The sequence below is a fragment of the Arthrobacter sp. StoSoilB22 genome (assembly GCF_019977315.1).
Lineage (GTDB): Bacteria > Actinomycetota > Actinomycetes > Actinomycetales > Micrococcaceae > Arthrobacter.
Map to the genome: position 1 here is coordinate 4165683 of NZ_AP024652.1, position 23814 is coordinate 4189496.

The 23814-nt window shown below is 62.9% G+C and carries 19 protein-coding genes; 13 read left to right on the forward strand and 6 right to left on the reverse strand.

Annotated elements, in window-relative coordinates; translation table 11 throughout:
* Position 1: 1 nt before the first annotated feature.
* Genes LDN70_RS19290 through purU form a run of 5 tightly spaced genes read left to right on the forward strand, consistent with a single transcriptional unit; the run spans position 2 to position 6290 of the window.
* Entirely contained in the window at positions 2-418 is a 417-nt protein-coding gene (locus tag LDN70_RS19290; RefSeq protein ID WP_142937613.1) for a sarcosine oxidase subunit delta, read from the forward strand.
* Positions 419-420: 2 nt separating this feature from the next.
* Positions 421-3366 (forward strand): FAD-dependent oxidoreductase, encoded by a 2946-nt coding sequence (locus LDN70_RS19295; protein WP_223941145.1) that lies wholly within the window; start codon positions 421-423, stop codon positions 3364-3366.
* A complete protein-coding gene (locus tag LDN70_RS19300; protein WP_166842471.1) occupies positions 3359-3997 on the forward strand; it encodes a sarcosine oxidase subunit gamma in 639 nt (212 codons plus the stop codon). Before LDN70_RS19295 ends, LDN70_RS19300 begins: the two co-directional genes overlap by 8 nt.
* Complete coding sequence (locus LDN70_RS19305) at positions 3997-5388, forward strand: L-serine ammonia-lyase (protein WP_142937610.1); 1392 nt, start codon at positions 3997-3999, stop codon at positions 5386-5388. Before LDN70_RS19300 ends, LDN70_RS19305 begins: the two co-directional genes overlap by 1 nt.
* 2 nt (positions 5389-5390) lie before the next feature.
* On the forward strand, positions 5391-6290 hold the full coding sequence (gene purU, locus LDN70_RS19310) for a formyltetrahydrofolate deformylase (RefSeq protein ID WP_142937609.1): 900 nt from the start codon (positions 5391-5393) through the stop codon (positions 6288-6290).
* 93 nt (positions 6291-6383) lie between these two features.
* On the opposite strand, the gene LDN70_RS19315 is transcribed toward purU, so the two are convergent.
* Complete coding sequence (locus tag LDN70_RS19315) at positions 6384-7844, reverse strand: PucR family transcriptional regulator (RefSeq protein WP_142937608.1); 1461 nt, start codon at positions 7842-7844, stop codon at positions 6384-6386.
* A 108-nt stretch (positions 7845-7952) separates the two neighbouring features.
* Between LDN70_RS19315 and LDN70_RS19320 the strand changes: the two genes are divergently transcribed.
* Positions 7953-9512 (forward strand): purine-cytosine permease family protein, encoded by a 1560-nt coding sequence (locus LDN70_RS19320; RefSeq protein WP_223941146.1) that lies wholly within the window; start codon positions 7953-7955, stop codon positions 9510-9512.
* Positions 9509-10456, forward strand: coding sequence for a polysaccharide deacetylase family protein (locus tag LDN70_RS19325; protein WP_166842474.1), 948 nt, complete (start codon positions 9509-9511; stop codon positions 10454-10456). Before LDN70_RS19320 ends, LDN70_RS19325 begins: the two co-directional genes overlap by 4 nt.
* A gap of 62 nt (positions 10457-10518) precedes the next feature.
* On the opposite strand, the gene LDN70_RS19330 is transcribed toward LDN70_RS19325, so the two are convergent.
* The 3 genes from LDN70_RS19330 to LDN70_RS19340 form a co-directional block, all read right to left on the reverse strand.
* Positions 10519-11028, reverse strand: coding sequence for a DUF456 domain-containing protein (locus LDN70_RS19330; protein ID WP_223941147.1), 510 nt, complete (start codon positions 11026-11028; stop codon positions 10519-10521).
* A 120-nt stretch (positions 11029-11148) separates the two neighbouring features.
* Positions 11149-12339 (reverse strand): NAD(P)-dependent malic enzyme, encoded by a 1191-nt coding sequence (locus LDN70_RS19335; protein WP_166842475.1) that lies wholly within the window; start codon positions 12337-12339, stop codon positions 11149-11151.
* A gap of 279 nt (positions 12340-12618) precedes the next feature.
* Entirely contained in the window at positions 12619-13227 is a 609-nt protein-coding gene (locus tag LDN70_RS19340) for a TetR/AcrR family transcriptional regulator (RefSeq protein ID WP_166842476.1), read from the reverse strand.
* A 204-nt stretch (positions 13228-13431) separates the two neighbouring features.
* On the opposite strand from LDN70_RS19340, the gene LDN70_RS19345 reads away from it, so the two are divergent.
* From LDN70_RS19345 to LDN70_RS19355, 3 genes are all read left to right on the forward strand, one after another.
* Positions 13432-14559, forward strand: a complete 1128-nt coding sequence (locus LDN70_RS19345) for an FG-GAP repeat domain-containing protein (protein ID WP_223941148.1) — start codon at positions 13432-13434, stop codon at positions 14557-14559.
* Between the two features lie 51 nt (positions 14560-14610).
* Positions 14611-15756: an FG-GAP-like repeat-containing protein gene (locus tag LDN70_RS19350; RefSeq protein ID WP_142937601.1), complete on the forward strand. Its 1146-nt coding sequence runs from the start codon at positions 14611-14613 to the stop codon at positions 15754-15756.
* A 376-nt stretch (positions 15757-16132) separates the two neighbouring features.
* Complete coding sequence (locus tag LDN70_RS19355; protein ID WP_223941149.1) at positions 16133-16978, forward strand: FG-GAP repeat domain-containing protein; 846 nt, start codon at positions 16133-16135, stop codon at positions 16976-16978.
* Positions 16979-16980: 2 nt separating this feature from the next.
* On the opposite strand, the gene LDN70_RS19360 is transcribed toward LDN70_RS19355, so the two are convergent.
* A complete protein-coding gene (locus LDN70_RS19360) occupies positions 16981-18285 on the reverse strand; it encodes an MFS transporter (protein ID WP_223941150.1) in 1305 nt (434 codons plus the stop codon).
* A gap of 157 nt (positions 18286-18442) precedes the next feature.
* Here LDN70_RS19360 and rraA point away from each other — a divergent pair, with 157 nt between their 5' ends.
* The 3 genes from rraA to LDN70_RS19375 all read left to right on the forward strand — a co-directional run bounded on the left by rraA (position 18443) and on the right by LDN70_RS19375 (position 22496).
* A complete protein-coding gene (gene rraA, locus LDN70_RS19365) occupies positions 18443-18916 on the forward strand; it encodes a ribonuclease E activity regulator RraA (protein ID WP_011776445.1) in 474 nt (157 codons plus the stop codon).
* 132 nt (positions 18917-19048) lie between these two features.
* Entirely contained in the window at positions 19049-20701 is a 1653-nt protein-coding gene (locus LDN70_RS19370) for an MDR family MFS transporter (protein WP_142937598.1), read from the forward strand.
* Between the two features lie 325 nt (positions 20702-21026).
* Entirely contained in the window at positions 21027-22496 is a 1470-nt protein-coding gene (locus tag LDN70_RS19375; RefSeq protein ID WP_142937597.1) for a sugar porter family MFS transporter, read from the forward strand.
* Between the two features lie 59 nt (positions 22497-22555).
* On the opposite strand, the gene LDN70_RS19380 is transcribed toward LDN70_RS19375, so the two are convergent.
* On the reverse strand, positions 22556-23794 hold the full coding sequence (locus LDN70_RS19380; RefSeq protein WP_142937596.1) for an MFS transporter: 1239 nt from the start codon (positions 23792-23794) through the stop codon (positions 22556-22558).
* Positions 23795-23814 lie beyond the last annotated feature (20 nt).

The window sequence follows — 23814 nt, forward strand, 5'->3', positions numbered from 1 at the left end:
CATGCTCCTCATTTCATGCCCCAACTGCGGGCCACGCGACGAAACCGAATTCCACTACGGCGGCCAAGCACACGTCGCCTACCCGGAGAGCCCCAACGACCTCACGGACCGCGAATGGGCTGAATACCTGTTCTACCGCGAGAACACCAAGGGAACTTTCGCAGAACGCTGGGTCCACAGCACAGGCTGCCGCCAGTGGTTCAACATGCTCCGCGACACCGTGAGCTACGAGATTCACTCCATCTACGGCATGGGCCAGCCCCGGCCGGACATCAAGGTGACGAGTCCAAAGAAAGCACCGGAACAGCCGGGCGAGTTCACCCAGGCCGGTGAGTTCGGCCAAGCCGGCGAACCGGGCCTCTCCCCCGGCGCCGCCTCCCCCACAGCTACCACCCCCATCTCTTCGGAAGGAGTCTAGAAGTGACCAGCAAGAACGCACGCCTCGCCACCGGCGGACGCATCGATCGCAGCATCTCCTGGCGCTTCACCGTGGACGGCCAGGAATTCACCGGCCACCCGGGGGACACCATCGCTTCGGCACTGCTGGCCAATGGCCACATCAACGCCGGCAACTCCCTTTATGAGGACCGCCCCCGCGGCATCATGGCAGCCGGCGTAGAAGAGTCCAACGCCTTGGTCAAGATCGCTCCCCGCTTCCCGGGCCACGTTGCCGAGTCCATGCTTCCCGCCACCGCAGTTTCCTTGGTGGACGGCATGAACGTTGAGCTCCTGTCCGGTCTGGGCAAGCTTGACCCGAACGAGGACAAGGCCGAGTACGACAAGAAGTACGTCCACACGGATGTACTGGTTGTCGGCGGCGGCATCGCCGGCCTGGCAGCGGCCCGCGAAGCTGTCCGCACCGGCGCCCGCGTCATCCTCATCGACGACCAGCCCGAGCTCGGCGGCTCACTGCTCTCCGGTTCCACAGCCCCGGATCTGGCGGAAGAAATCGAGGGCAAGCCGGCCCTGGAGTGGGTTGCGGACGTGGAGGCCGAGCTGGTTTCTGCCGCTGAATGCACGGTGCTGAACCGCACCACCGCATTCGGCTCCTACGACTCCAACTACTTCATTGCAGCCCAGAACCGCACGGACCACCTGAGCGTCCCGGCAGCCTCGGGTGTCTCCCGCCAGCGTATTTGGCACATCCGTGCCAAGCAGGTTGTCCTGGCTCCGGGCGCCCACGAGCGTCCGCTGGTCTTCGAAAACAACGACCGCCCGGGCATCATGCTCGCCTCGGCAGCCCGCACTTACCTGAACCGTTACGCCGTGGCCGCCGGATCGCGCGTGGTCATCAGCACCACCAACGATTCCGCTTACGCTCTTGCCGCGGATCTGAAGGCGGCAGGCGTGGCGGTTGCCGCCGTCGTCGATGCCCGTCCGCAGATCAGCGCGAAGGCCGCCGCCGCCGTCGAGTCCGGTACCCGGGTCCTCATCGGCAGTGCAGTCGCTGACACGTCCGCGGACGAGAATGGCCGCCTGAACGGGGTCACCGTCCGCAGTATTAACGACGACGGCGAACTCACCTCGGGCGTCGAAGAGCTGGCTGCCGATCTTCTTGCAGTTTCTGGCGGTTGGAGCCCGGTGGTTCACCTCCACAGCCAGCGTCAAGGCAAACTGCGTTGGGATGACGAGCTCGCAGCGTTCATCCCCACCGCTCCCGTAAGGGACCAGCAGGTGGTGGGCGCAGGCCGGGGCAGCTACGAACTCCAGGACTGCCTGGCAGAAGGTATCTCGGCCGGAGCAGCAGCATCCATCGCTGCCGGGTTCGAATCCGCAACAACCCCGATGGAACTGCAGGCTCCCGTGGCAAGTGCACCGAGCCGTCAGCTCTGGCTGGTTCCCGGCCAGACCGGCGAGCCCGGCGAGTGGCACCACCACTTTGTGGACTTCCAGCGCGACCAGTCCGTGGCCGATGTCCTCCGCTCCACCGGTGCGGGCATGCGGTCCGTGGAGCACGTGAAGCGGTACACCTCCATCAGCACGGCCAACGATCAGGGCAAGACGTCCGGCGTCAACGCGATCGGTGTCATCGCCGCAGCACTGAAGTTCGGTGGCGCAGAGAGCATCCCCGGCGTCGGCGAGATCGGAACCACGGCGTACCGTGCACCGTTCACCCCTGTCGCCTTCGCAGCCCTGGCAGGCCGCCAGCGCGGCGAGTTGTTCGACCCCGCACGAGTCACCTCCATCCACCCGTGGCACGTGGCCCAAGGCGCACTGTTCGAAGATGTTGGACAGTGGAAGCGCCCCTGGTACTACCCGCAGGGCAGTGAGGACATGGACACGGCAGTCCTGCGTGAATGCGCCGCCGTCCGCGATTCCGTGGGCTTCATGGACGCCACCACGCTGGGCAAGATCGAGATCCGCGGCAAGGACGCGGGTGAATTCCTGAACCGCGTCTACACCAACGCGTTCAAGAAGCTCGCACCGGGATCCGCACGCTACGGCGTGATGTGCACCCTGGACGGCATGATCTTCGACGACGGCGTGACCCTGCGCCTGGATGATGACCGCTACTTCATGACCACCACCACCGGCGGCGCAGCCAAGGTACTGGACTGGCTGGAGGAGTGGCACCAAACGGAGTGGCCGGAGCTTGACGTGGTCTGCACGTCCGTTACGGAACAGTGGAGCACCATCGCCGTAGTTGGCCCGAAGTCCCGTGCAGTAATCGCCAAGGTTGCTCCGCAGCTGGCCGAAAACGGTGGCTTGGAGGCAGAAAACTTCCCGTTCATGACCTTCCGCGAAACCACGTTGGCGTCCGGAGTCCAGGCACGCGTTTGCCGCATCTCCTTCTCCGGCGAACTCGCCTACGAAATCAACATCCCGTCCTGGTACGGACTCAACACCTGGGAAGCTGTTGCTGCCGCGGGTGCCGAGTTCAACATCACCCCCTACGGTACGGAGACCATGCACGTGCTCCGCGCCGAGAAGGGCTACCCGATCGTGGGGCAGGACACCGACGGTACGGTCACCCCGCAGGACGCGGGCATGGACTGGATCGTTTCCAAGGCCAAGGACTTCATCGGCAAGCGCTCCTACCTCCGGCAGGACGCAAGCCGCGAAGACCGCAAGCACCTGGTGAGCGTTCTTCCCGTAGACCACTCGCTGCGGTTGCCGGAAGGCACGCAGCTGGTGGAGAAGGGCATCCCCGTCAACCCGGCCAACGGACCCGTCCCCATGGAGGGCTTCGTGACCTCCAGCTACCGCAGCGCCGCGCTGGGCCGTTCCTTCGGCCTGGCACTTATCCAGAACGGCCGCAACCGCATCGGCGAGACCTTGGTGGCCTCGCTGGGAGACCAATTGGTGAACGTGGTTGTTGGCGAAACCGTACTTTTCGATGCTGAAGGGACCCGCAAAGATGGCTGAAACAGCAACCCCCGCAGAAACCGTGAACAGTGTTCGTGGGGCACGGCGCAGCCCGGCCCAGCACCTGGCTGAGGCGTTCACGTCCGGCTCAGTTCCGGGCATAGTGACACTCACCGAGATCCCGTACCAGGCCATGGTGGGCATCCGGGTTGACCGGACGTCCAACGCCGGCGCCCGCGTTGCGTCCGTGACCGGCGGCTTGCCTGCCGCTTGCGGTGAAGTGACGGGGACGGATTCCGTCAACACCCTGTGGCTCGGCCCCACCGAGTTCCTGGTGGTTGCACCGGAGGAAGCCCACGATTCACTGGGCGGATCCCTGGTCAGCGATCTGACCACCGCACTGGGCAACGACGCCGGCCAGGTGGTGGACCTGTCCGCCAACCGAACCACGTTCGAGCTCTCCGGCAGCCACGCCCGGGCAGTGTTGGAAAAGACCTGCGCGCTGGACTTGCACCCGCGTGTCTTCAAGCCGGGCACGGCCGTTTCCACGGAACTTGCACACATCCCGGTGATGCTGTGGAAGACTTCCGAGGACTCCTACCGGATCTTTCCCCGGGCCTCGTTTGCCGACTTCCTGGGCCGCTGGCTGCTGGACGCCATGAGGGAATACGCCTCCCCTGAGGTCCCCTGATGGCACTGAGTGTGCTTGACCTGTTTTCTGTTGGCATCGGGCCGTCGTCTTCACACACGGTTGGCCCCATGCGCGCGGCAAAGCAGTTCACGGACGGTCTCGAATCGTCCGGCCAGCTTCCGGCCACGGTGCGCGTCCAGGCTGAGCTTTTCGGCTCCCTGGGCGCCACCGGCCGGGGCCACGGCTCAGACAAAGCCGTGGTGCTGGGGCTGCAAGGCCACTCCCCCGAAACCGTGAACACCCATACGGCCGACGACCAGGTCGCGGCGGCGGCACTCGAGGCGGAACTGCGTCTGGGCGGCAACCACCGGGTGGACTTCAACTGGGACGAGGACGTGGTCCTGCACCGCCGCAAGTCGCTGCCTGCACACCCCAACGGCATGACGTTCCGCGCGTTGGACCACACGGGCGGCGTGCTCCGGGAACGCAGCTACTACTCCATCGGTGGCGGCTTCGTGGTGGACGGGGACGCAACCGGCACCGACAAAGTGGTAGCCGATGACACCGTTCTCCCCTACCCCTTCACCACGGCGGACCAACTCCTGGCGATCTGCGAGCGCGAAGGCATGTCCATCTCGGACGTCATGTTGGCCAATGAACTCGTGTGGCGTTCCGAAGAGGAACTCCGCGAACGGCTGCTGGGCATTTGGGCTGTCATGCAGGAGTGCGTTGACAACGGCTGCTCTGCCGAGGGAATCCTGCCGGGAGGTTTGAGCGTCAGGCGACGGGCGCCGTCGTTGTTCAAAAAGCTTTCCGAAACCGACGCGGACCTGAACGGTAGTGCCTCAGCGGACCCGCTCCTCGCCATGGAATGGGTCAACCTCTTCGCCTTGGCAGTGAATGAGGAAAACGCTGCGGGCGGCAGGATCGTCACCGCGCCCACCAATGGCGCTGCCGGCATTGTCCCGGCAGTGTTGCACTATTACACCAAGTTTGTTCCAGGAGCCAACGACGACGGTGTCGTGCGGTTCCTGCTGGCGGCGGCCGCCGTCGGAATCCTGTTCAAAATCAACGCGTCCATCTCCGGTGCCGAGGTGGGCTGTCAGGGTGAAGTGGGTTCCGCCTGCTCCATGGCGGCGGCCGGCCTCTGCGAAGTCCTTGGCGGGACGCCCGAGCAAGTGGAAAATGCCGCCGAAGTGGGCATCGAACACAACCTGGGCCTTACCTGCGATCCCGTGGGCGGGCTGGTGCAGATCCCCTGCATCGAACGCAATGCGATCGCCAGCGTCAAAGCCATCAACGCGGCCCGCCTTGCCTTGCACGGCGATGGCAGCCACAAAGTGTCCCTGGACAAGGCCATCAAAACCATGCGCGAGACAGGCGCGGACATGAAATCCAAGTACAAAGAGACCTCCCGTGGGGGCCTCGCCGTCAACGTAGTGGAGTGCTAGCCATGACTGCCATCCAAACCGAAACCACTGCCGCCTCCTCCGCGGAGACCACGGTGGAACACGTTCTCACCCTGGACTGCCCCGAAGGTCCCGGGATCGTGCATGCCGTGTCCGGATTCCTGCTGGACCACGGCTGCGACATCATCGACAACAAGCAGTTCGGCGACCGCGCAGAGGGCCACTTCTTCATGCGCGTGCATTTCGCGTCCGACGGCGATGACTCCACTGTTGATCAGCTGCGGAACGCTTTTGCCCCTGTGGGCGATAAGTACAGCATGAACTGGCAGCTTGAGCGTCAGGGATACAAGCGACGCGTGCTGATCATGGTCTCCAAGTTCGGGCACTGCCTGAACGACCTCTTGTTCCGGGCACGGATCGGCGAGCTGCCCATCGACGTAGTGGGCGTAGTGTCCAACCACACCGACCATCAGGGCTTGGCGGAGTGGCACGGGATCCCGTTCTTCCACGTCCCCGTCACGGCTGCCACCAAGCCCGCGGCCGAGGGGCGGTTGCTGGAGATCATCGATGAACTGGACGTGGAACTCATTGTCCTGGCCCGCTACATGCAGGTCCTCAGCGACGACCTCGCCCGGAAGCTCGATGGCCGCGCCATCAACATCCACCACTCGTTCCTGCCGAGCTTCAAGGGTGCCAAGCCCTACCACCAGGCGTACGCGCGTGGTGTGAAAACTGTGGGTGCCACCGCCCACTACGTCAACGGCGAGTTGGATGAAGGACCCATCATCGCCCAGCAGGTAGTGGAAGTGGACCACACGTTCGGACCGGACGATCTCGTAGCCGCCGGTCGGGACACCGAATGCAAGGCCCTCAGCAACGCCGTTCGCTGGCACTGTGAGGGGCGGATCATCCTGAATGGGAACAGGACGATCGTGTTGAAGTAGCGCTTGCCCCGCCGAGATCGCGGGTCGGCTGTGAATTCGCTGTTGCTGACGGGCGAATTCGCAGCGGACCCGCGATTTCGCGTTAGACCGGGGTTACACCCGAGCCAGCCGGGTTGCCAGATGCAGCGCAGCCAGCCGGCCGTTCCCGCGTGGGTCACCGCCGCACAGCTCGAAGATCCGTTGCAGCCGGTGATGCAGGGACTGCCTTTCCAAGTGCAGCTCGCGGGCGGCCTGGGCCGTGTTGCAGCCCGTATCCAGCCACACGCTCAGCGTCCTCATGAGTTGGGACTTCTTCAGACGATCATGCTCGACGACGGCACCCAGCTGCCGCTGGACGAACCCTTCACGTGTGGCCGGGTCAAGTGTTTCCTGAGCCAGGAGCTCCACGGCCAAGGTGTCGGCATCCACAACGCCTTTGCCTGGCGAGGCCAGATCAAAGGCCCGGCGGGCCTCCGCCAAGGACCAGGGCGCCTCAGCAATCCCGTTGCCCAACGGCCCCACAGCCACCAAGGATCCGGTGGGTACTTCCAGCCCTCGCAAGGCTTCCACCAGCGCACGCCTGGTGGCGGCCCCCTCCCCCAAAGCAGCGAGTGCAATCAGCTCAGCGTTATCGGCGTAGCTCGCACTATGCGGCACAGAGAGCCGGAGCAACGCGTCCACCGCCGGACGCAAATGCCCGGCGCCGGTTGATCGAATCACCACTGCGGCCACCGCGCCCTGAGCAGGGAACCCCGATGCCGGACCCAGTTGCTGAAGTTGCCAGTGTTGGCCTCCCGAATTAATGGCACGCATGAGTTCGATGCCCGCCAATTCCTTCAGCCCCGGCGGCATACGCTGCAACAGTGCCAAGCCCAGAATGTCCACGGAACGTTCGCCGGCCACCCGCGCGAGGCCGCCGTCGCCGTCGTCGGGCATGTGCAGTTCAAGCCGCGCGGCAAGGACGCCGCGGACCGGTACGTCCACGATGGTGACGCTGCCGGCGACTTCGAACGAGCCTGCAGAACTGAGGGTGACGCCCGATGGTGAGAGCAGCCGCGCACTTGCCCCCGTTTTTTCGGACAGCACCGCCAGGAGTTGATCGAGCCCGCCGCCGTGGGCAAGCTCGGCTGCCATGGCGTGGCTGGCTTGGTCGCCGCGCTGAAGGTGCTCCACGGATTCGCTGACCAGGAGCGAATTGATCTCCTGCATGACTGCCACAAACGGAACCACGTGGCGCAGCTCGATCACGGGCAATCCTGCCGCCTCGGCGATCTCCAGCATGCGTGCAGGAACTTCGGGCAGGGCTGGACCAGTTTCGAGGGCCAAGGCAGCAATGCCCCGGGCTGCCAGCTCACGGACGTAGTCGGCTTGCCGTTCGGCTGTGACGCCGGCCAGGGCTTGGCCGCCACTGAGTAACAGCTCACCGCCGCTGAGGAGCGGAGCGATGTCCAGGACTTCACTGGAGTGGACCCAACGGACGGCACGGCTCAACGCCTCAGGGACGTTGTTGAGGAAGCGGGGTTCTGCGGATTTGAGGCTCTGAGACTTCAAAGCCGAGCCCAGGGCTATGGACATGACACTCCGTACGGTTGCGATCTATTTGCTTAGACACATCGTATCTTGTTGCTGTGATCCGGGGCACATACGCTGAAAGGGTCCCTTTCATACACGGAGGCTCTCCCCATGCAAGACAACCTCTCTTCTTCGCGTTCGAGTTCAGCGCAAACAGGCTCTTCCCAGCCGGGCTCAACGCTGTCAGGACCGGCAACGGCGCCGGGCCACGACAGCGAAGCCTGGCTTCAACCCATTCCGGAATCAGACCGCACCCGCAAAGTTTCCGGACAGTTCTGGATCTGGGCAGGCGCCAACCTCGCACCTATCAACTGGGTGCTCGGCGCCCTCGGCATCCACCTTGGCCTTGGCTTCGCTGACACCGTGATCGTCCTGGTCCTGGGAAACCTGATCGGCATGCTGCTGTTCGGCTGCTTTGTCCTCCTTGGCCAGAAGACCGGCGCCACCGGAATGGTGTTGGCCCGCGCAGCGTTCGGCCGCCGGGGCAACTACCTCCCCGCCGCCATCCAAGCCCTGCTGGTGATCGGCTGGTGCGCCGTCAACACCTGGATCATCCTGGATCTGGTCATGGCGCTCTTCGGCACCCTTGGCTGGGTTGACCCGGAGGCCAAGAACTACGCCTGGAAGATCGGCGTCGCCACGGCCATCATGGCGGCCCAGGTAGCCATCGCCTGGTTCGGCTACAAGGCTATTGCAGCCTTCGAAAAGTGGACGGTTCCGCCCACCATCATCATCCTGGCCGTCATGTCATGCGTGGCGTGGTTCGGCATGAAGATCGACTGGGGCTATGCAGGCCCGGCCGGCAACATCCTTGAAGGTTCCGAGCGCATCGCCGCCATGAGCGCAGTGATGACGGCGATTGGCATCGGCTGGGGCATCACCTGGTTCACCTACGCTGCGGACTATTCCCGTTTCGTCAGCACGTCGGTTCCCAAGCGCAGGGTTTATCTCGCTTCGGTCCTCGGCCAGTTCATCCCTGTGGTGTGGCTCGGCGTCCTCGGAGCAAGCCTGGCCACCAACAGCGGCGAAATCGACCCCGGAAAACTCATTGTCCAGAACTTCGGCGTCCTGGCCCTCCCGGTCCTCCTCATGGTCCTGCATGGTCCCATCGCCACCAACATCCTGAACATCTACACCTTCTCCGTGGCCACGCAGGCCCTGGATATCAAGATCAGCCGCCGCAAGCTGAACCTGTTCGTCGGCGTCTTCTCACTCATCGCCGTGGTGTTCTTCATCTTCCAGGAGGACTTCGCAGCGGTTCTCGATGCCTGGCTGATCGGCCTAGTCGCCTGGGTGGCCGCTTGGGGCGGGGTCATGCTGGTGCACTACTTCTGGCTTGAGAAGCGTTGGCCGGCCAAGGTTGACCGCCTCTTCGATCCCGTAGGAACACACCGTTTGCCCGTCATCAACTGGGCCGGAATCGTCTCGCTGCTGGTGGGCATCTTCTCCACCTGGTTGTTCATGTACGGCCTGGTACCCGCCATGCAGGGTCCCATCGCCGTAGCCCTGGGCGGCTGGGACCTCTCCTGGCTGGCGGGCGGACTGACCAGCGCGGTGAGCTACGCACTCCTCGGGCCACGGGCCCACAAGAAGTACCTTCTGGCGGACTCAAACCACGTGTCAGTGACACAGCCAGTCACTCCCGCAGTTCCCGAAAGGACTACAGCATGATCCAGCCCGCTTTCGCTGATTCGCTCCACCCGATCACATGGCCCGAGGGCTACCGGGCCGCAGCGTCCTTCACTTTCGACGTCGACGCCGAGTCCTGCACCATCGCCCATGATCCTTCCAGCACCCGCCGGATGTCCCTCATGAGCCACCAGTCATACGGCCCCAAAATCGCCGTGCCGCGCTTACTTCAACTCTTGGACCGACAGGACATCAAGGCAACGTTCTTCATTCCCGGCTTCACGGCGGAGAGCTACCCGGACGTAGTACGCAGGATCGCCGATGGCGGGCATGAGATCGCGCACCACGGATACCTTCACGAGCCCATGCAGGGGATCGACGCCGCGACTGAAGCGAGCTATTTGGACCGCGGCCTCGAAGCACTGGCCAACGTGGCAGGAATCCGGCCGGTTGGTTACCGGGCACCGTGGTGGGAGCTGAACTGGCAGTCCCCAGCACTGCTGGCGGACCGGGGCTTCCTTTACGATTCAAGCCTGCTCGACGGCGATGCCCCCTACCGCATGGCCGTCGCCGAGGGCGACTCCCGGGACATTGTGGAGATCCCAGTGGACTGGGCGCTTGATGACTGGGAGCAGTACGGGTTCTACCCCGGAGTCACGGGCAGCGGGGTGATCGAGAGCCCGGCCAAGGCTTTGGAAATGTGGACGCTCGAGGCCCAGGCACATCATTCACAGGGAAGCTGCTTCGTCCTGACCAACCACCCGTTCATCTCCGGCAGGCCGTCCCGTGCCGTCGCCTTGGAGCAATTGATGGAGCGGGTCAAGGACCTGGACGGCATGTGGGTCACCACCCTGGCGGAGATCGCACAGCACACCAAGGACACCGTGCAGGAAATCCACACCCACGCACGGATCGACGTCCCGTTGTTCCCCGGTGCTGGAGCAAGCTTCCGCCCGGCGCAGGTCAAGATTCCCACCCTCCGGTAATTCTTCCGCCGGGATGGCATGTGATGACAACTCTGTATCGCACGCCATCCCGGCGACGGTGTTTAAGGGCCCCCGTACACCGCTTCTGTCCATACACCGATGATCCAGGTGCTCGCGGCGGCGCAGGCCAAGGCAAACTCCACCAGCATCCCTATGCCGGTCGCCTTCAGCGCAGCCCCGCTGGACCGCAGCGCAGCCTGGAAGTTTCGCGTGCGCTGCACTTCGCTAAGGAGCAGCCCCAGCGCGAACCCCACAAATAGACCCACCACGGGGATAACGAACATGCCCACCACGCCTAGGACCACACCAATCAGCACCGATCTGTTGGGGATCCCGTGCTGCTTCATTTTGCGCCCCGTCAACACGGCGCTGGCCGCCATTCCAGAGACCACAAACACCATGCCCACAGCAAAGATCACCCAGCCCATGCCATCGGCACCGCCCCAGATAGCCCAGGCCAAGAGGCTCGCGCCGATGAGGATACTGCCGGGCAGTACAGGAATGATGGTCCCGGCCACGCCTACCGCAATGGCCAGGCCACACAGGATGGTCACGATGAGTTCGGCGTTCATGGCCCCAAGTCTATGGGCCGCTGAGTTAGCCGGCGTCGCGGCCAGCCGCTTAAGCACAAACGACGGCGACGCTCCCCAGCACGGGAGGCGTCGCCGTCGTCGGTCTTGCGTTGGTAACCGCTACTCGGTGACGGCTGCGGCAACTGCCGCGGTGACCGCCGGTGCCACGCGGGCGTCCAGCGGGCTCGGCACGATGTAGTCCGCGGAGAGGTCCTCTGCGGCGAGCTCAGCAATGGCGTTGGCCGCAGCGATCTTCATGGCGGGTGTGATGCGGCGGGCTTTGGCATCGAGCGCTCCGCGGAAGATGCCCGGGAAGGCCAGAACGTTGTTGATCTGGTTCGGGAAATCGCTGCGGCCGGTGGCTACAACTGCTGCGTACTTCTGGGCAACCTCGGGCAGAACTTCAGGGTCCGGGTTGGACAGGGCGAACACGATCGACTGATCGTTCATGAGCTTCAGGTGTTCTTCATCCAGCTTGGAAGAGGAGACACCCACAAAGACGTCGGCTCCGGTCAGTCCTTCGCCCGGACCGCCGCTGATGCCGCGGGGGTTGGTGCGCTGGGCCATGCGGGCTTTGACGCTGCCGGGATCGGCTACGAGATCTGCACGGTCCGCGTTGACCACGCCCTTGGAGTCGAGCAGGATGACGTCCTTGATGCCAACAGCCAGAAGGATCTCAGCAATGGCGATACCAGCGGCACCGGCACCGGAGACGACTACCTTGAGCCCGGCGAGCTCGCGCTGGGTCACCTTGGCGGCGTTGGTCAGGGCGGCAAGAACCACCACGGCGGTACCGTGCTGGTCGTCGTGCATGACCGGGCAGTCCAGGGCTTCGATGAGGCGCTCTTCGAGTTCGAAGCAGCGCGGAGCCGAGATGTCCTCAAGGTTTACTGCGCCAAAGCTCGGGCGGAGGCGGACCAGGGTTTCGATGATCTCGTCCACATTGGTGGTGTTGAGGACCAGCGGGATGGAGTCGAGGTCGCCGAAGGACTTGAAGAGGGCCGACTTGCCCTCCATGACCGGCAAGGAAGCGCTGGGGCCAATGTTGCCCAGACCCAGAACGGCGGTGCCATCGCTGACCACAACAACCAGGCGTTCGGCCCAGGTGTGGGTGCGGGCCAGCTCGGGGTTGGCGTGGATTGCGCGGCTGACCTGGGCAACGCCAGGGGTGTATGCGATGGAGAGGTCGCGCTTGTTGTTGAGCGGGACGGTGCTGGAAATGGTCAGCTTGCCGCCTTCGTGGGCGGTGAAGATCTCTTCTTCACTCAGTACCAGGGCGTCGTTATCAGTTGCAATTGTCTCAATGGACACGTCTTTGTCTCCTCAGGCTAGCCGTGGACCCACGGCATGATTCGGGCAGGAACAGAACTGCTGGTGCGGGCCAAGGGTGACTGGTCCGGCATTGCTTCTGCAGATAGGGGGCTGCTAGCCGCTTCGGTGATTCCAGCCTAGGGACACGTTGAGGGTACAAGATTCAATACCAACAGAGACGATTCGAGAGTAAAACGTTCAACCAAGCCAAATTGTGAGCTACCTCACGCCAAAAAGCGTGTTTTGGGGCCGCATCGGTCTAGACCAGCGGCCCGTTTCTCATTCACCAGAGAGCAGCGTGCACGCTTTCTTCAGGTCCTTTTCCGCCTCAAATAAGGACAACCTCCGGCAGCGGACCGCCTGCACCAAGCCACTGACCAAGTGCAGCAGGATGCGGGCCTTCACCGTGTCCTTACCCTGGTCCTTGCTCAACGAACCGACCACTTCTTCGGACAGGGCATCGATCTCGCGCAGCAGCTGCGCTGTGTCGTCATCCTTACCCGCAGGACGGATGAGGCAGTGCTCAATACCCGGTTGCATAACCCGCAAGTGAAAAATTTCCATCATCAAACCCGCGAGGGCATGGCCTTTACCTTCCCGCAGCCCGACGCCGTCGCGGAGTTCCCTCAGCTGTTGCCGATAGACGGCCAGCATCAGGTGAGCTGTGGAGGGGAAGTAACGGTAGAGCGTACCGAGCGGAATGTCAGCCCGGGCCGCCACGTCAGAAAGGCTCAACGTATCGAACTGCCGTTGGGCGAAGCCTTCGGCAGTCTTGAGAATGCGGGCATAGCGCAACTGCTGCCGCGGTGTGGTGGGCGCGGCAGCCATACGGGGCAGCCCCGTGGTCAGGTCAAGGGAGTAGGGTTCCAGTGAGTTTGTTGCGGGCATTTCCGGCGATCTCTTGGCAGGCTGACAAGGAAACGGCCGGCTGGGTCCAGGACCACGGCTGGCCGATCGCATCAATGATACGGGAGCAAAATGACCGTTTCCTGAGAGCTCGATCTGCTTCCATGAGCCATGCCTTTCCCGTCTATCCACCCGGCAGACATACACTTCATGCAGGTTTTGAAGCCACTCGGGAGGAACACACACATGGGGAAATTACGACGCCGGATGGCAGCAGCGCTGCTGACCGCTACTGTTGCGGCCATGGCACTTAGCCCCCTGCCGGCGTCGGCCGCGCCCAGCAACGGGCCGGACCCCATAGTCAACGGTCAAGCATTCGTCGGCAAGAAGCTGACCGCGGATATCGGCCCGTACACGTTCTACGGATGCGGGGGCGGCAAAGGCCCCGATTTCACGATCTACTGGACCCGGGACGGCTTTCTGGTGGCCGGGGAAACCGCACGCAGCTACACGCTGGAGCAGGACGACACCGGCGCCCGCATGGCCGCGCACTTAACAGCCAGCACCACGGCCTGCGGCGGAGAATCGCTGCACAGTAACGAAACCAAGCCCGTGGGAGCCGCGAACAGGGCTGCAGGTTTCACTGGTCGCAGCTTTGAACTCCTCACCCGCGCCAACGATGGCTCGCTGGTGCTCTACGGGCGAAATGGCAGCGCATGGGATCCAGCCCGAACCGTGGGTTACGGCTTCAACATCTTTAACACGGCGTTCTCCCCAGGCGACTTCGACGGTGACGGCAAAAGCGACGTGATAGTGCGTGACTCCGTCGGGGGGCTCTACCTCTTCAGCGGGGACGGCGCAGGCGGATGGAAGCCAGCCAAGCCCATCGGTAACGGATGGAACGTGTTTGACTCCATCGTCGGTCCGGGAGACTTCAACGGCGACGGCCATAACGATGTCCTCGCGCGAGAACCCGGCGGCGCCCTCTATCTCTACCCGGGCAATGGTGCCGGCGGCTGGTTGGCGCGAACCGCCGTCGGGACCGGCTGGAACGTCATGGACGCACTGGTGACGCCCGGCGACTTCAATGGCGACGGAAATGTGGACATCCTGGCACGTGACCGCAGCGGCTATCTGTTCTTCTACGGCGGCAATGGCTCAGGAGGCTGGTCGCGGTCCTGGATGATCGGCGTCGGATGGAACGCCCTCAAATATGTTGGCGGTGCCGGTGACTTCAACGGTGACGGCTTCCCCGACGTCTACGGAGTGGACCAGCAGGGCCGGCTGCTTGCGTACTACAGCGACGGCAAGACGGGGTGGAAAGGTTCCGAAGCGGTGGGCGCCGGATTCGGGTGGTTCACAGCAATCTTCTAGGAAGATCCCAGTCGCGGTACCATTAACCCCATAAAGTCTGGGGAGGACACAATGTTTGCTTCATCACGCCCTACGTCCGGCGTGCGCCGGGCTATAGCCGGAATAGGGGCTGCGATCTTTGCAGCAGTTGTTCTGGCCCCCGCCCCCGCCATGGCCACCATGGACCCCGAACCGCCGGTGATCACGGGCGCGCCATACGTTGGTTCCACCCTTACGGTCACCTGGGACCCCTACGCGTACAAGGGCTGCGGCGCTGCTGCCGGCCCGGACACACGCATCTATTGGACGCGCGATGGTGAAGTAGCAACGGACCACCCCACATGGCCCGACTATGTCCTCACTGAAGAAGACCGCGGCAAAACCATCGCCGCGCACCTGGTGGCCAACTATCCCTGTGAAGGCATGGAAGTCGCCAGCGAGGAAACCGCTCCGATTTCTGCGTCCAACCGGCCCAACGGGTTCACTGGCCGCGGGGCGTTCGAGCTCCTGGCCCGCCGATCCGATGGCGCGCTGCTGATGTACCCGCGGGTCCAGAACTCCTGGGAACCGGCGAAGACGGTCGGTGCAGGCTGGAATATTTTCCCCACAGTGCTCTCCCCCGGTGACTTCGACGGCGACGGCATCAACGACGTCCTGGGCAGGGACTCAGCAGGCGGCCTCTACCTGTACAGCGGTGACGGCTCAGGCGGCTGGAGCGGCCCCCGGAAGGTCGGGACCGGGTGGAACATCTTCACTTCGCTGGTCTCTCCCGGAGACTTCAACAGCGACGGCACCAACGATGTCCTGGCCCGCGACGCCAACGGGGTTCTCTACCTTTACCCCGGCGATGGTGCCGGCGGATGGCTGCCCCGGTCCGTGGCGGGGCAAGGCTGGAACTCCCTGAACGCGCTCATCACCCCCGGCGACTTCGACGGCGACACCAACGTTGACGTACTGGCTCGCGATTCTGCCGGTTACCTGAGGCTCTACAGCGGCAACGGTGCCGGCGGCTGGAACGGCATGACCGTAGTTGGCCAGGGCTGGAACGGCATGAGCAAGATCGGCAGCGCCGGCGACATCAACGCCGACGGCAGCCTCGACGTCTTTGCTGTGGATGGCTCCGGCCAACTGCGCGCCTACTACGGCAACGGCAGGGCCGGCTGGGCCGGCGCTGAAGTTGTCGGCTGGGGTTGGGGCGGTTTCACGGACCTGTTCTAGCCTCAAGCCACCATTTCGAGGGTTCCTTGGCGCTTACGCTGTTGCGAACGGCACCGTGAGCAGGGAACCATCGAATTGGTGTGTGTTCGCCATCCATCCACGGCGTCGCAATATTCGGACCGCTATATGCCAGCGGGCCAGCAGGCGGTAGTGTCATCCCAATTGATCTCTTCGGCCAACTCTGTGCCGCCTTATTTTGGGGGAATCCTTGGGCTTTAACTCTGCCCTTCGCGCGCCTGCGCGCCGCCGCAGTCCACGCCGACTGCTTGCACTCATTACGGCCCCGGCTTTAGCCACTTGCCTCTTGGTCTCGGCCGTCCCTGCTTCCGCAGCTGAAGAAGCGGTGGACACCACGGCCTCCTTCACAAAAGATGCGGTGCCTAGCAAAGAATCCATCCAGGGGCTTCCCGTAGAAGCAGCCCCTAGATCGAAGGGTTTCGACGGCGACGGCACCTTCGATCTGTTCGCCCGGGACAACGCGGGCCGCTTGCTCCTCTACCCCACCGATGGACGAGGCAATTGGCGAGCGCCGCAAGTGATCGGCAACGGCTGGCACATTTACAACCTCTTGGTTTCACCGGGCGACTTTGACGGCGATGGAACCGTAGACGTCATGGGCCGCGACGGCTACGGACGGCTCTTCCTTTACCAAGGAAACGGTGCAGGGGCTTGGAAACAGGCGTTCCAGATTGGTCAGGGATGGCAGGGGTTCGTCAATCTGATCGCACCCGGTGACTTCAACGGTGATGGCACCAACGACATCCTTGCCCAGGATGGTTCAGGCAATGTCTTCCTCTACCCCGGCAACGGGCGGGGTGGTTGGCTCGCGCCGAGCAAGGTCACTACGAGCTGGCAGGGACTAGATGCTGCAGGGGCCGGGCATTTCTATGGCACATCCGAAGCCGTGGTCCTCGCGCGCACCCGCTTTGGCGACTTGCAGGCCCGTTCATCGCAGCGCAACGGTTTCTTCTTCGATTACGGTAGCCCCGACGCCTTTGACGGAACCATTGGCAGGGGCTGGGAGGCGCTTAGTCGTTTCGGGATTGCCGGTGACTTCAACGGAGATGGCTACAACGACGTCTACGGCATCAGCCCCAACGGCCTGCTGACGATGTACCTCGCCGACCCTTCAGGCTTCAGCAGCTGGGGCATCTACGGCTTCAAATGGAAGGGGCAGCCGGTAGTCGGAAGTGGCTGGAACGTCATGAACTACGTCTTTTAGGACTAGTCCACGCTCTTGATCTTCACCACGAACACGGCGCCCAAGAGCCCAATGACTGCGGCGGCTACGTACAGCGAGACGTAGCCGCCCCAATAAAGGACAAACGGAGAGGCGATCAAGGGGGCGATCACCTGCGGCAGTGAGTTGGCAATGTTGATAACGCCCAAATCCCGGCCGCGGTCCATCCCCGTCGGAAGGACCTGCGTGATGAGCGCGAAGTCAACGGCGAGATAGGCTCCGAAGCCGATCCCCAGAACCACTGCACCGGCAAGCCCGCCAATCCACGTCGGCGCAAAGGCAAGGATCAACGACGCCAGTGCAATGATGACCGACGAAGCGATGACCAGAGGCTTCCGTTTGCCCATCCTGTCACTCAGCCTGCCCCCGACCACGCTGGTGACGATAACCGACACCGCGTACAGCCCGGTAAGAATAAGCACACCAAACGACGGATCGATTCCCTCGGTTTCCTTCAAACGCACAGCATCACTCAGGAAGAACAACAAGTACAACGTGACCATGTGGTTGCCGGTGCTTACCAGCAGGCGAGTCAGCCAAGCCCACGCGAAATCCGGGTAGCGCCTGGGCGAAACCCAGAAGCCTTTGAGGAAGTCCGCCAAGTTGAACGGCGGACGTTCGCTTGGTGGAAGCTGCTGATCGTCATTCTTGAAGAGGTAAAGCACGACGCCGGCCAGCAGCGCTGCAGCGCACAGCCAGTAACCAACGGCAAAGTTTCCAACAACGACCGCAGCGATCACGGCTCCGATGAGAATTCCTACCGTCTGTCCCATGGCGGCCAATCCGCCAACAGTTCCGCGCTGTGGAACAGGAACACGATCAGGAATGGCGGCCGTGATGGCGGCGTACATGGCGTTGGCTCCGGCCTGCACCAGGCACCACAGCAAAGTCATGGCTGCAACGTTGGGAGCGCCAGCCAAAGCAATCAACGCAACAGCTCCAAGGATGGCGCCCATCAACACCCAGGGAACGCGGCGACCAAACCTGGACGTCGTGCGGTCGCTGAAGGCCCCGAAGAGCGGGTTCGCCACCATGGAAACGGCTGCACCACAGCCGGTGACCAAAGCAAGGATCGCTTCCTTTTGGCCTTCGTCGAAGTGAGCTGCCTGCAGGCCCAGGAGCACTTGGAGGGGTCCAAAGAACGCTGCATTGATGCCCAGGTTAACCAGCACCACGCCCGTAACCCACAGGGGTCGCACACGGCTGACCGGCTCGGCCAGCGCCGTAGCGGTACCTCCACGGACTACGGCTGGGTCCGGCACCGGTCCCGGCAGATCGGACAAGCTCATAGCAGGTTCCCCCTCTTTGAATGTTTGGATTCAGCCTAGCGCGACGCGGCCACACTGAACCGCCGTCGGGTCTTTTATCCACATAGGCCGAAACAACTCCTGCCGCAGCACTGAACCAGGGGTTAGTGTGGCCTCAAACCGATAGAGGAGCAGCACCGTGAGTGAGCAAGTAAATACCGCCGATCTCTACGACGATCGCGGCGAGGAACTCGAGTCCATCGCCATCCAGTTTCACAACCTGGGCGGGCGCACGCATTTCAGCGGCCCTGTCCGCACTATCCGCTGCTTCGAGGACAACGCCCTGGTCAAGACCATCCTCAATACACCCGGCGACGGCGCCGTTCTGGTCATCGATGGACAAGGGTCACTGAGGACAGCACTCATGGGAGACATGATTGCGGAAAGCGCTGTGGCCAATGGCTGGGCTGGCGTAGTGATCAACGGTGCCATTCGAGACCGCGAGGCGATCGCCCGCTTACCCCTGGGCGTCAAGGCACTCGGCAGTAACCCGAAGAAGAGCGCCAAGACAGGTGTGGGTGAAGTGGATGTCCAGCTGGTCATCGATCGCGTCCGTATCCAGCCAGGCGTGATGATCTTCTGCGATCCGGACGGCATTCTGATCGAGCGCTGACCCTCACCGGGCTGCCGACTTAGAGGGAAAGTGGAAGAAATATTATCCCGTCGGGAATCAACCGGCCTGTAAGATAGTTACTGAAAGCAACTATCCTGCTTAATCCACTTTTCTGCCACCTCTGGAGAAGATATGTCCAAAACTGCGCCTGTACGGGCCGCCGGAGAGGTCCTGACGCATCGTCAGACCCTCACGGTCATGGTGGGGCTCATGCTCGGCATGTTCCTGTCCTCGCTGGATCAGACCATCGTGTCCACCTCCATTTACACCATCGCCAACGACCTCGATGGCCTGTCCCTCCAGGCGTGGGCCACCACGGCGTACCTCATCACCTCCACCGTGAGCACCCCGCTGTACGGCAAGCTCAGCGACATCTTTGGCCGCCGCCCCCTCTACCTCGTGGCCATCGTGATCTTCCTGATCGGTTCCCTCTACGCAGGATCCGTCCACTCCATGACCGAGCTTGCCATTGCGCGCGGCATCCAAGGCCTGGGCGCCGGCGGTTTGCTGGCCTTGGCGCTGACCATCATCGGCGACATCGTGGCGCTGAAGGACAGGGCAAAGTACCAGGGCTACTTCATGTCTGTGTTCGGTATTTCTTCCGTGCTCGGTCCGGTCATTGGCGGCGCGTTCGCCGGCTCGGCCAACATCCTGGGCTTTGAAGGCTGGCGCTGGGTCTTCTTCATCAACCTCCCCATTGGGCTCGCCGCCCTTGTTGTGGTCTTCATGTACCTGCACCTCCCGGCCCGGCACGTGAAGCAAAAGATCGACTACTGGGGTGCAGCCGCGATCACCCTTGCGATTGTTCCGCTGCTGCTGGTTGCAGAACAGGGCCGCACCTGGGGTTGGGCCTCGGGCGCATCCTGGCTCTGCTATGGGCTTGGCGTCATCGGCATCGTCGCCTTCCTTCTGGCTGAGAAGCGCGCCGGAGACTACGCCTTGATCCCGCTGCGTCTTTTCAAGAACACCACTTTCGGGTTGTCCTCGCTGCTGAACTTCATCATCGGCATTGGTATGTTCGGCGCCATCGCCATGCTGCCCATGTACCTGCAGCTCGTGAAGGGGCTTACTCCTACCGAGGCCGGCCTGATGATGATCACGTTCACTGTGGGCATCCTCTTCGGCTCCATCTCCGCCGGCCGAACCATCTCCTCATCAGGCGTCTACCGGGTCTTCCCCATCATGGGTACGGCTATCCTTGCGGCTGCCGCCACCGTAATGGGCCTGGTCCTCGGCGTCGATACCGGCCTCTGGGTTCCCGGCCTGATCGCCGTGTTCTTCGGCGTCGGACTGGGTTTCTGCATGCAGCCGCTCACGCTTGCCATGCAGGTTTCGGTCCCGCCCAAGGATATGGGCGTGGGCACCTCAACAGCCGCATTCTTCCGTTCCATGGGTGGTGCAGTGGGCACGGCAGTCTTCATCTCCATGCTCTTTAGCACTGCGGCTGACAAGATCGCCGACGGCATGAAAACTGCCGCCGCTACCCCGGACTATCAGGCGGTCATGCAGGACCCTGCCGTGGCGTCGGATCCCGCCAACGCCAAGCTCTTCGACTTCTTCAAGAACGGCGCCAACAACGAGTCCCTGAACGACACCAGCTGGCTCCACACGGCAAACAGCACGCTCACCAGGCCGATCACCGAGGGCTTCGCCCAGGCGATCGACATCGTGATGCTTACTGCTGCCGGGCTCATGCTCGTTGCCTTCCTGATCAGCTTCGCGTTGCCGAACAAGAAGCTCACGGACCCCAAGGCGGCAGCCAAAGAGTCCGTTCCCGCGCACTAGATTTGCGCGTCAGGTACTACGTCACGCACCACAAGCACGGCAGGCAGTCTTCGGACGGCCTGCCGTGCTTTGTGTTCAACTAGTTGAGCCATGAACCCGCTTTTGCCGCCACAGCAACCAGGGAGCGTCCACCCAGTCAACTCCCAGCTGTGCGGAAGCAACATGATGCGTTAACTACGTGAATACATGTCGCCTCCGTCACTTGACTGGAACTGGAGCGATATGACGTGCCACACTGTGTAGCGCGAGTGCACCGGCGTCCCCGTCGGACAGCCGACGACGTCCCGCACATCGCTTCCAAACCCCCATTCCCTAAGGGAGACCCATGTCCAGTTCCAGCACCGAAGGCGCGCCCCCAGTTTCACGGAAGGTGATCGGCCTGGCCGTCGCCGGCGCGGTGGGCGGTTTCCTCTTCGGCTTCGATTCCTCCGTGGTCAATGGCGCCGTGGATGCGATGGCGGACGAGTTCGTCATGACGGAAGCGGTCACAGGCTTCGCCGTTGCCGTTGCCCTGCTGGGCTGTGCCGCCGGGGCCTACTTTGCCGGCAAGATCGCCGACCGCTACGGCCGTATACCTGCCATGAAGATCGGTGCGCTGCTCTTCCTGGTGAGCGCGGTGGGAACGGGCCTTGCCTTTGGTGTGTGGGACCTCATCCTCTGGCGATTGGTAGGCGGTTTGGGCATTGGACTTGCCTCCGTTATTGCCCCTGCGTATATCTCCGAAATTTCCCCCCGGCACGTACGTGGCCGTTTGGCTTCCCTCCAGCAGCTCGCCATTACCACCGGCATTTTCGCGGCCCTTCTCTCCGATGCCGTGCTGGCCAACTCGGCCGGCGGCGCAGATGGCACGCTGTGGTTTGGCATTGAAGCCTGGCGGTGGATGTTCATCGCTTGCGCCGTGCCTGCCGCAGTGTACGGCTGGATCGCATTCCGCCTGCCCGAGTCCCCGCATTTCCTGGTACTGAACGGCAAGGAAGACCAGGCCCGCAGTATCTTCAACAACATCATCCCGGGCGACGACATCGAGCGCCACATCCGCGAGATCCGCGAGTCCATTCAGGAGGAGAAGCTCTCCACCAGGAAGGGGTCCCTCCGCGGCAACAGATTCGGCCTTCTGCCAGTGGTGTGGATCGGCATCATCCTCTCCGTCCTGCAGCAGTTCGTTGGCATCAACGTGATCTTCTACTACTCCACCACGTTGTGGAAGGCCGTCGGGTTCCAGGAGAAGGACTCATTGACAATCTCCGTGGCCACCTCCGTCACCAACATCCTGGTGACTTTGGTTGCCATCGCATTGGTGGATCGCATCGGCCGCCGCCCCATCCTGCTCACCGGTTCCGTTGGCATGGCTGTATCCCTCGGCGTCATGGCAATGGCGTTCTCGTCCGCCGTGGGTACGGGCTCCGAGATCAGCCTCCCGGGCGCGTGGGGACCGGTAGCCCTGGTAGCGGCGAACATTTTTGTGATCAGCTTCGGTGCCTCGTGGGGGCCGCTCGTCTGGGTGCTGCTGGGCGAGATCTTCCCGTCCCGCATCCGCGCCCGGGCCCTCGGTCTGGCCGCAGCGGCGCAGTGGATCGCCAATTTTGCCATCACGCTCAGCTTCCCCATCATGGCGGCAGGTTCGCTGCCACTGACTTACGCCATGTACGCGGCATTCGCGGCGGCGTCGTTCTTCTTTGTGATGTTCAAGGTTCCGGAGACCAACGGCATGTCCTTGGAACAGGCTGAAACGCTGTTCGTTCCCAAAGGCGCACCGGTGGCTCCCCTGCCGGTCACCTCGGACGACACGAAATAGAGCACACGACACAAGAAAGCCCGGCGGAAACCGCCGGGCTTTCTGTGGTTTCGGGACCGCTACACCAAGTGGGGCTCGTGAGATTTCAGGTAGCCGCGTCCTCCGAAAGCAACGAGGATGGCGATAGCCATGGCCACCGCTCCGGCGAAGAACGGTACTTGCGGGCCGAAGTGCTCGCCCAGCTGGGCGGCCGCGAACGGGGCCAGCGCGCCGCCCATCCAGCGCACAAAGTTGTAACCGGCGGACGCAACGGGACGCGGGGAATCAGAAACGCCCATGGCCAGTTCCGTATAGACCGTGTTGTTGATGCCCAGCAGGGCACCGGCCACGATGACAAGCACGACGACGGCAGTCACCGAGTGCCCGGCTGCCAGTCCCAGGCCGATCAGGTCGAGCATGAGGACGGCCAGCGTACCGGTGAGGACCTTGACGGCGCCGAAGCGCTTCTGGAGTACAGGGGCGACAAACACCGAGAACACCGCAACAGCAACGCCCCAGCCGAAGAACACTCCCCCGATTCCGTAGGCGTCCATACCCAGGATGAAGGGCGTGAAGGCAAGGATGGTGAAGAAGCCGTAGTTGTAGAACAGTGCGCTGGCCGCTGTGGTGCGGAGACCCTTGTGGCCGAGCGCAAGGAGCGGATCCCTCAGGCGGGACTTTTTGGCGGGAGCGGGTGTTTTGGGAAGCAACGCCAGCAACGCAATGAAGGCCGCGGCCATGAGGACTGCGGTGCCGAAGAACGGAGCCCGCCACTGCCAGCCACCCAGGAGGGCGCCCAGCAGCGGGCCAAGGGAGATACCCAGACCGAGTGCTGCTTCGTAAAGGATGATGGCAGTGCCGGTTCCTCCGCTGGCCACACCTACGATCACCGCTAGTGCCGTGGCCACAAACAACGCATTACCGAGGCCCCAGCCCGCCCGGAATCCCACCAACTGCTCAACGCTGCCGGCGAGGCCGGACAACGACGCGAACACCACGATGATCGCCAAGCCGATGAGCAGCGTCTTCTTTCCACCGATCCTGGAGGACACGAATCCGCTGATCAACATGGCGATTGCGGTCACCAGGAAATAGCTGGTGAACAGCAACGAGACTTCACTGGTGGACGCCTCGAGATTCTTTGCAATCGCGGGGAGAATAGGGTCCACGAGCCCGATGCCCATGAACGCGAAAACGGCCGCGAGCGCCGTGGCCCACACCGCTTTGGGCTGTTTGAGAAATGAAGCTTTCTCGGCTTCAAGGGTGGTTTCGATGGTTGTTTCGGCGCTTGCTGAAGCGTCAGCCAACTGGCGTGACATTCAATGGCTCCTTGTCGGTG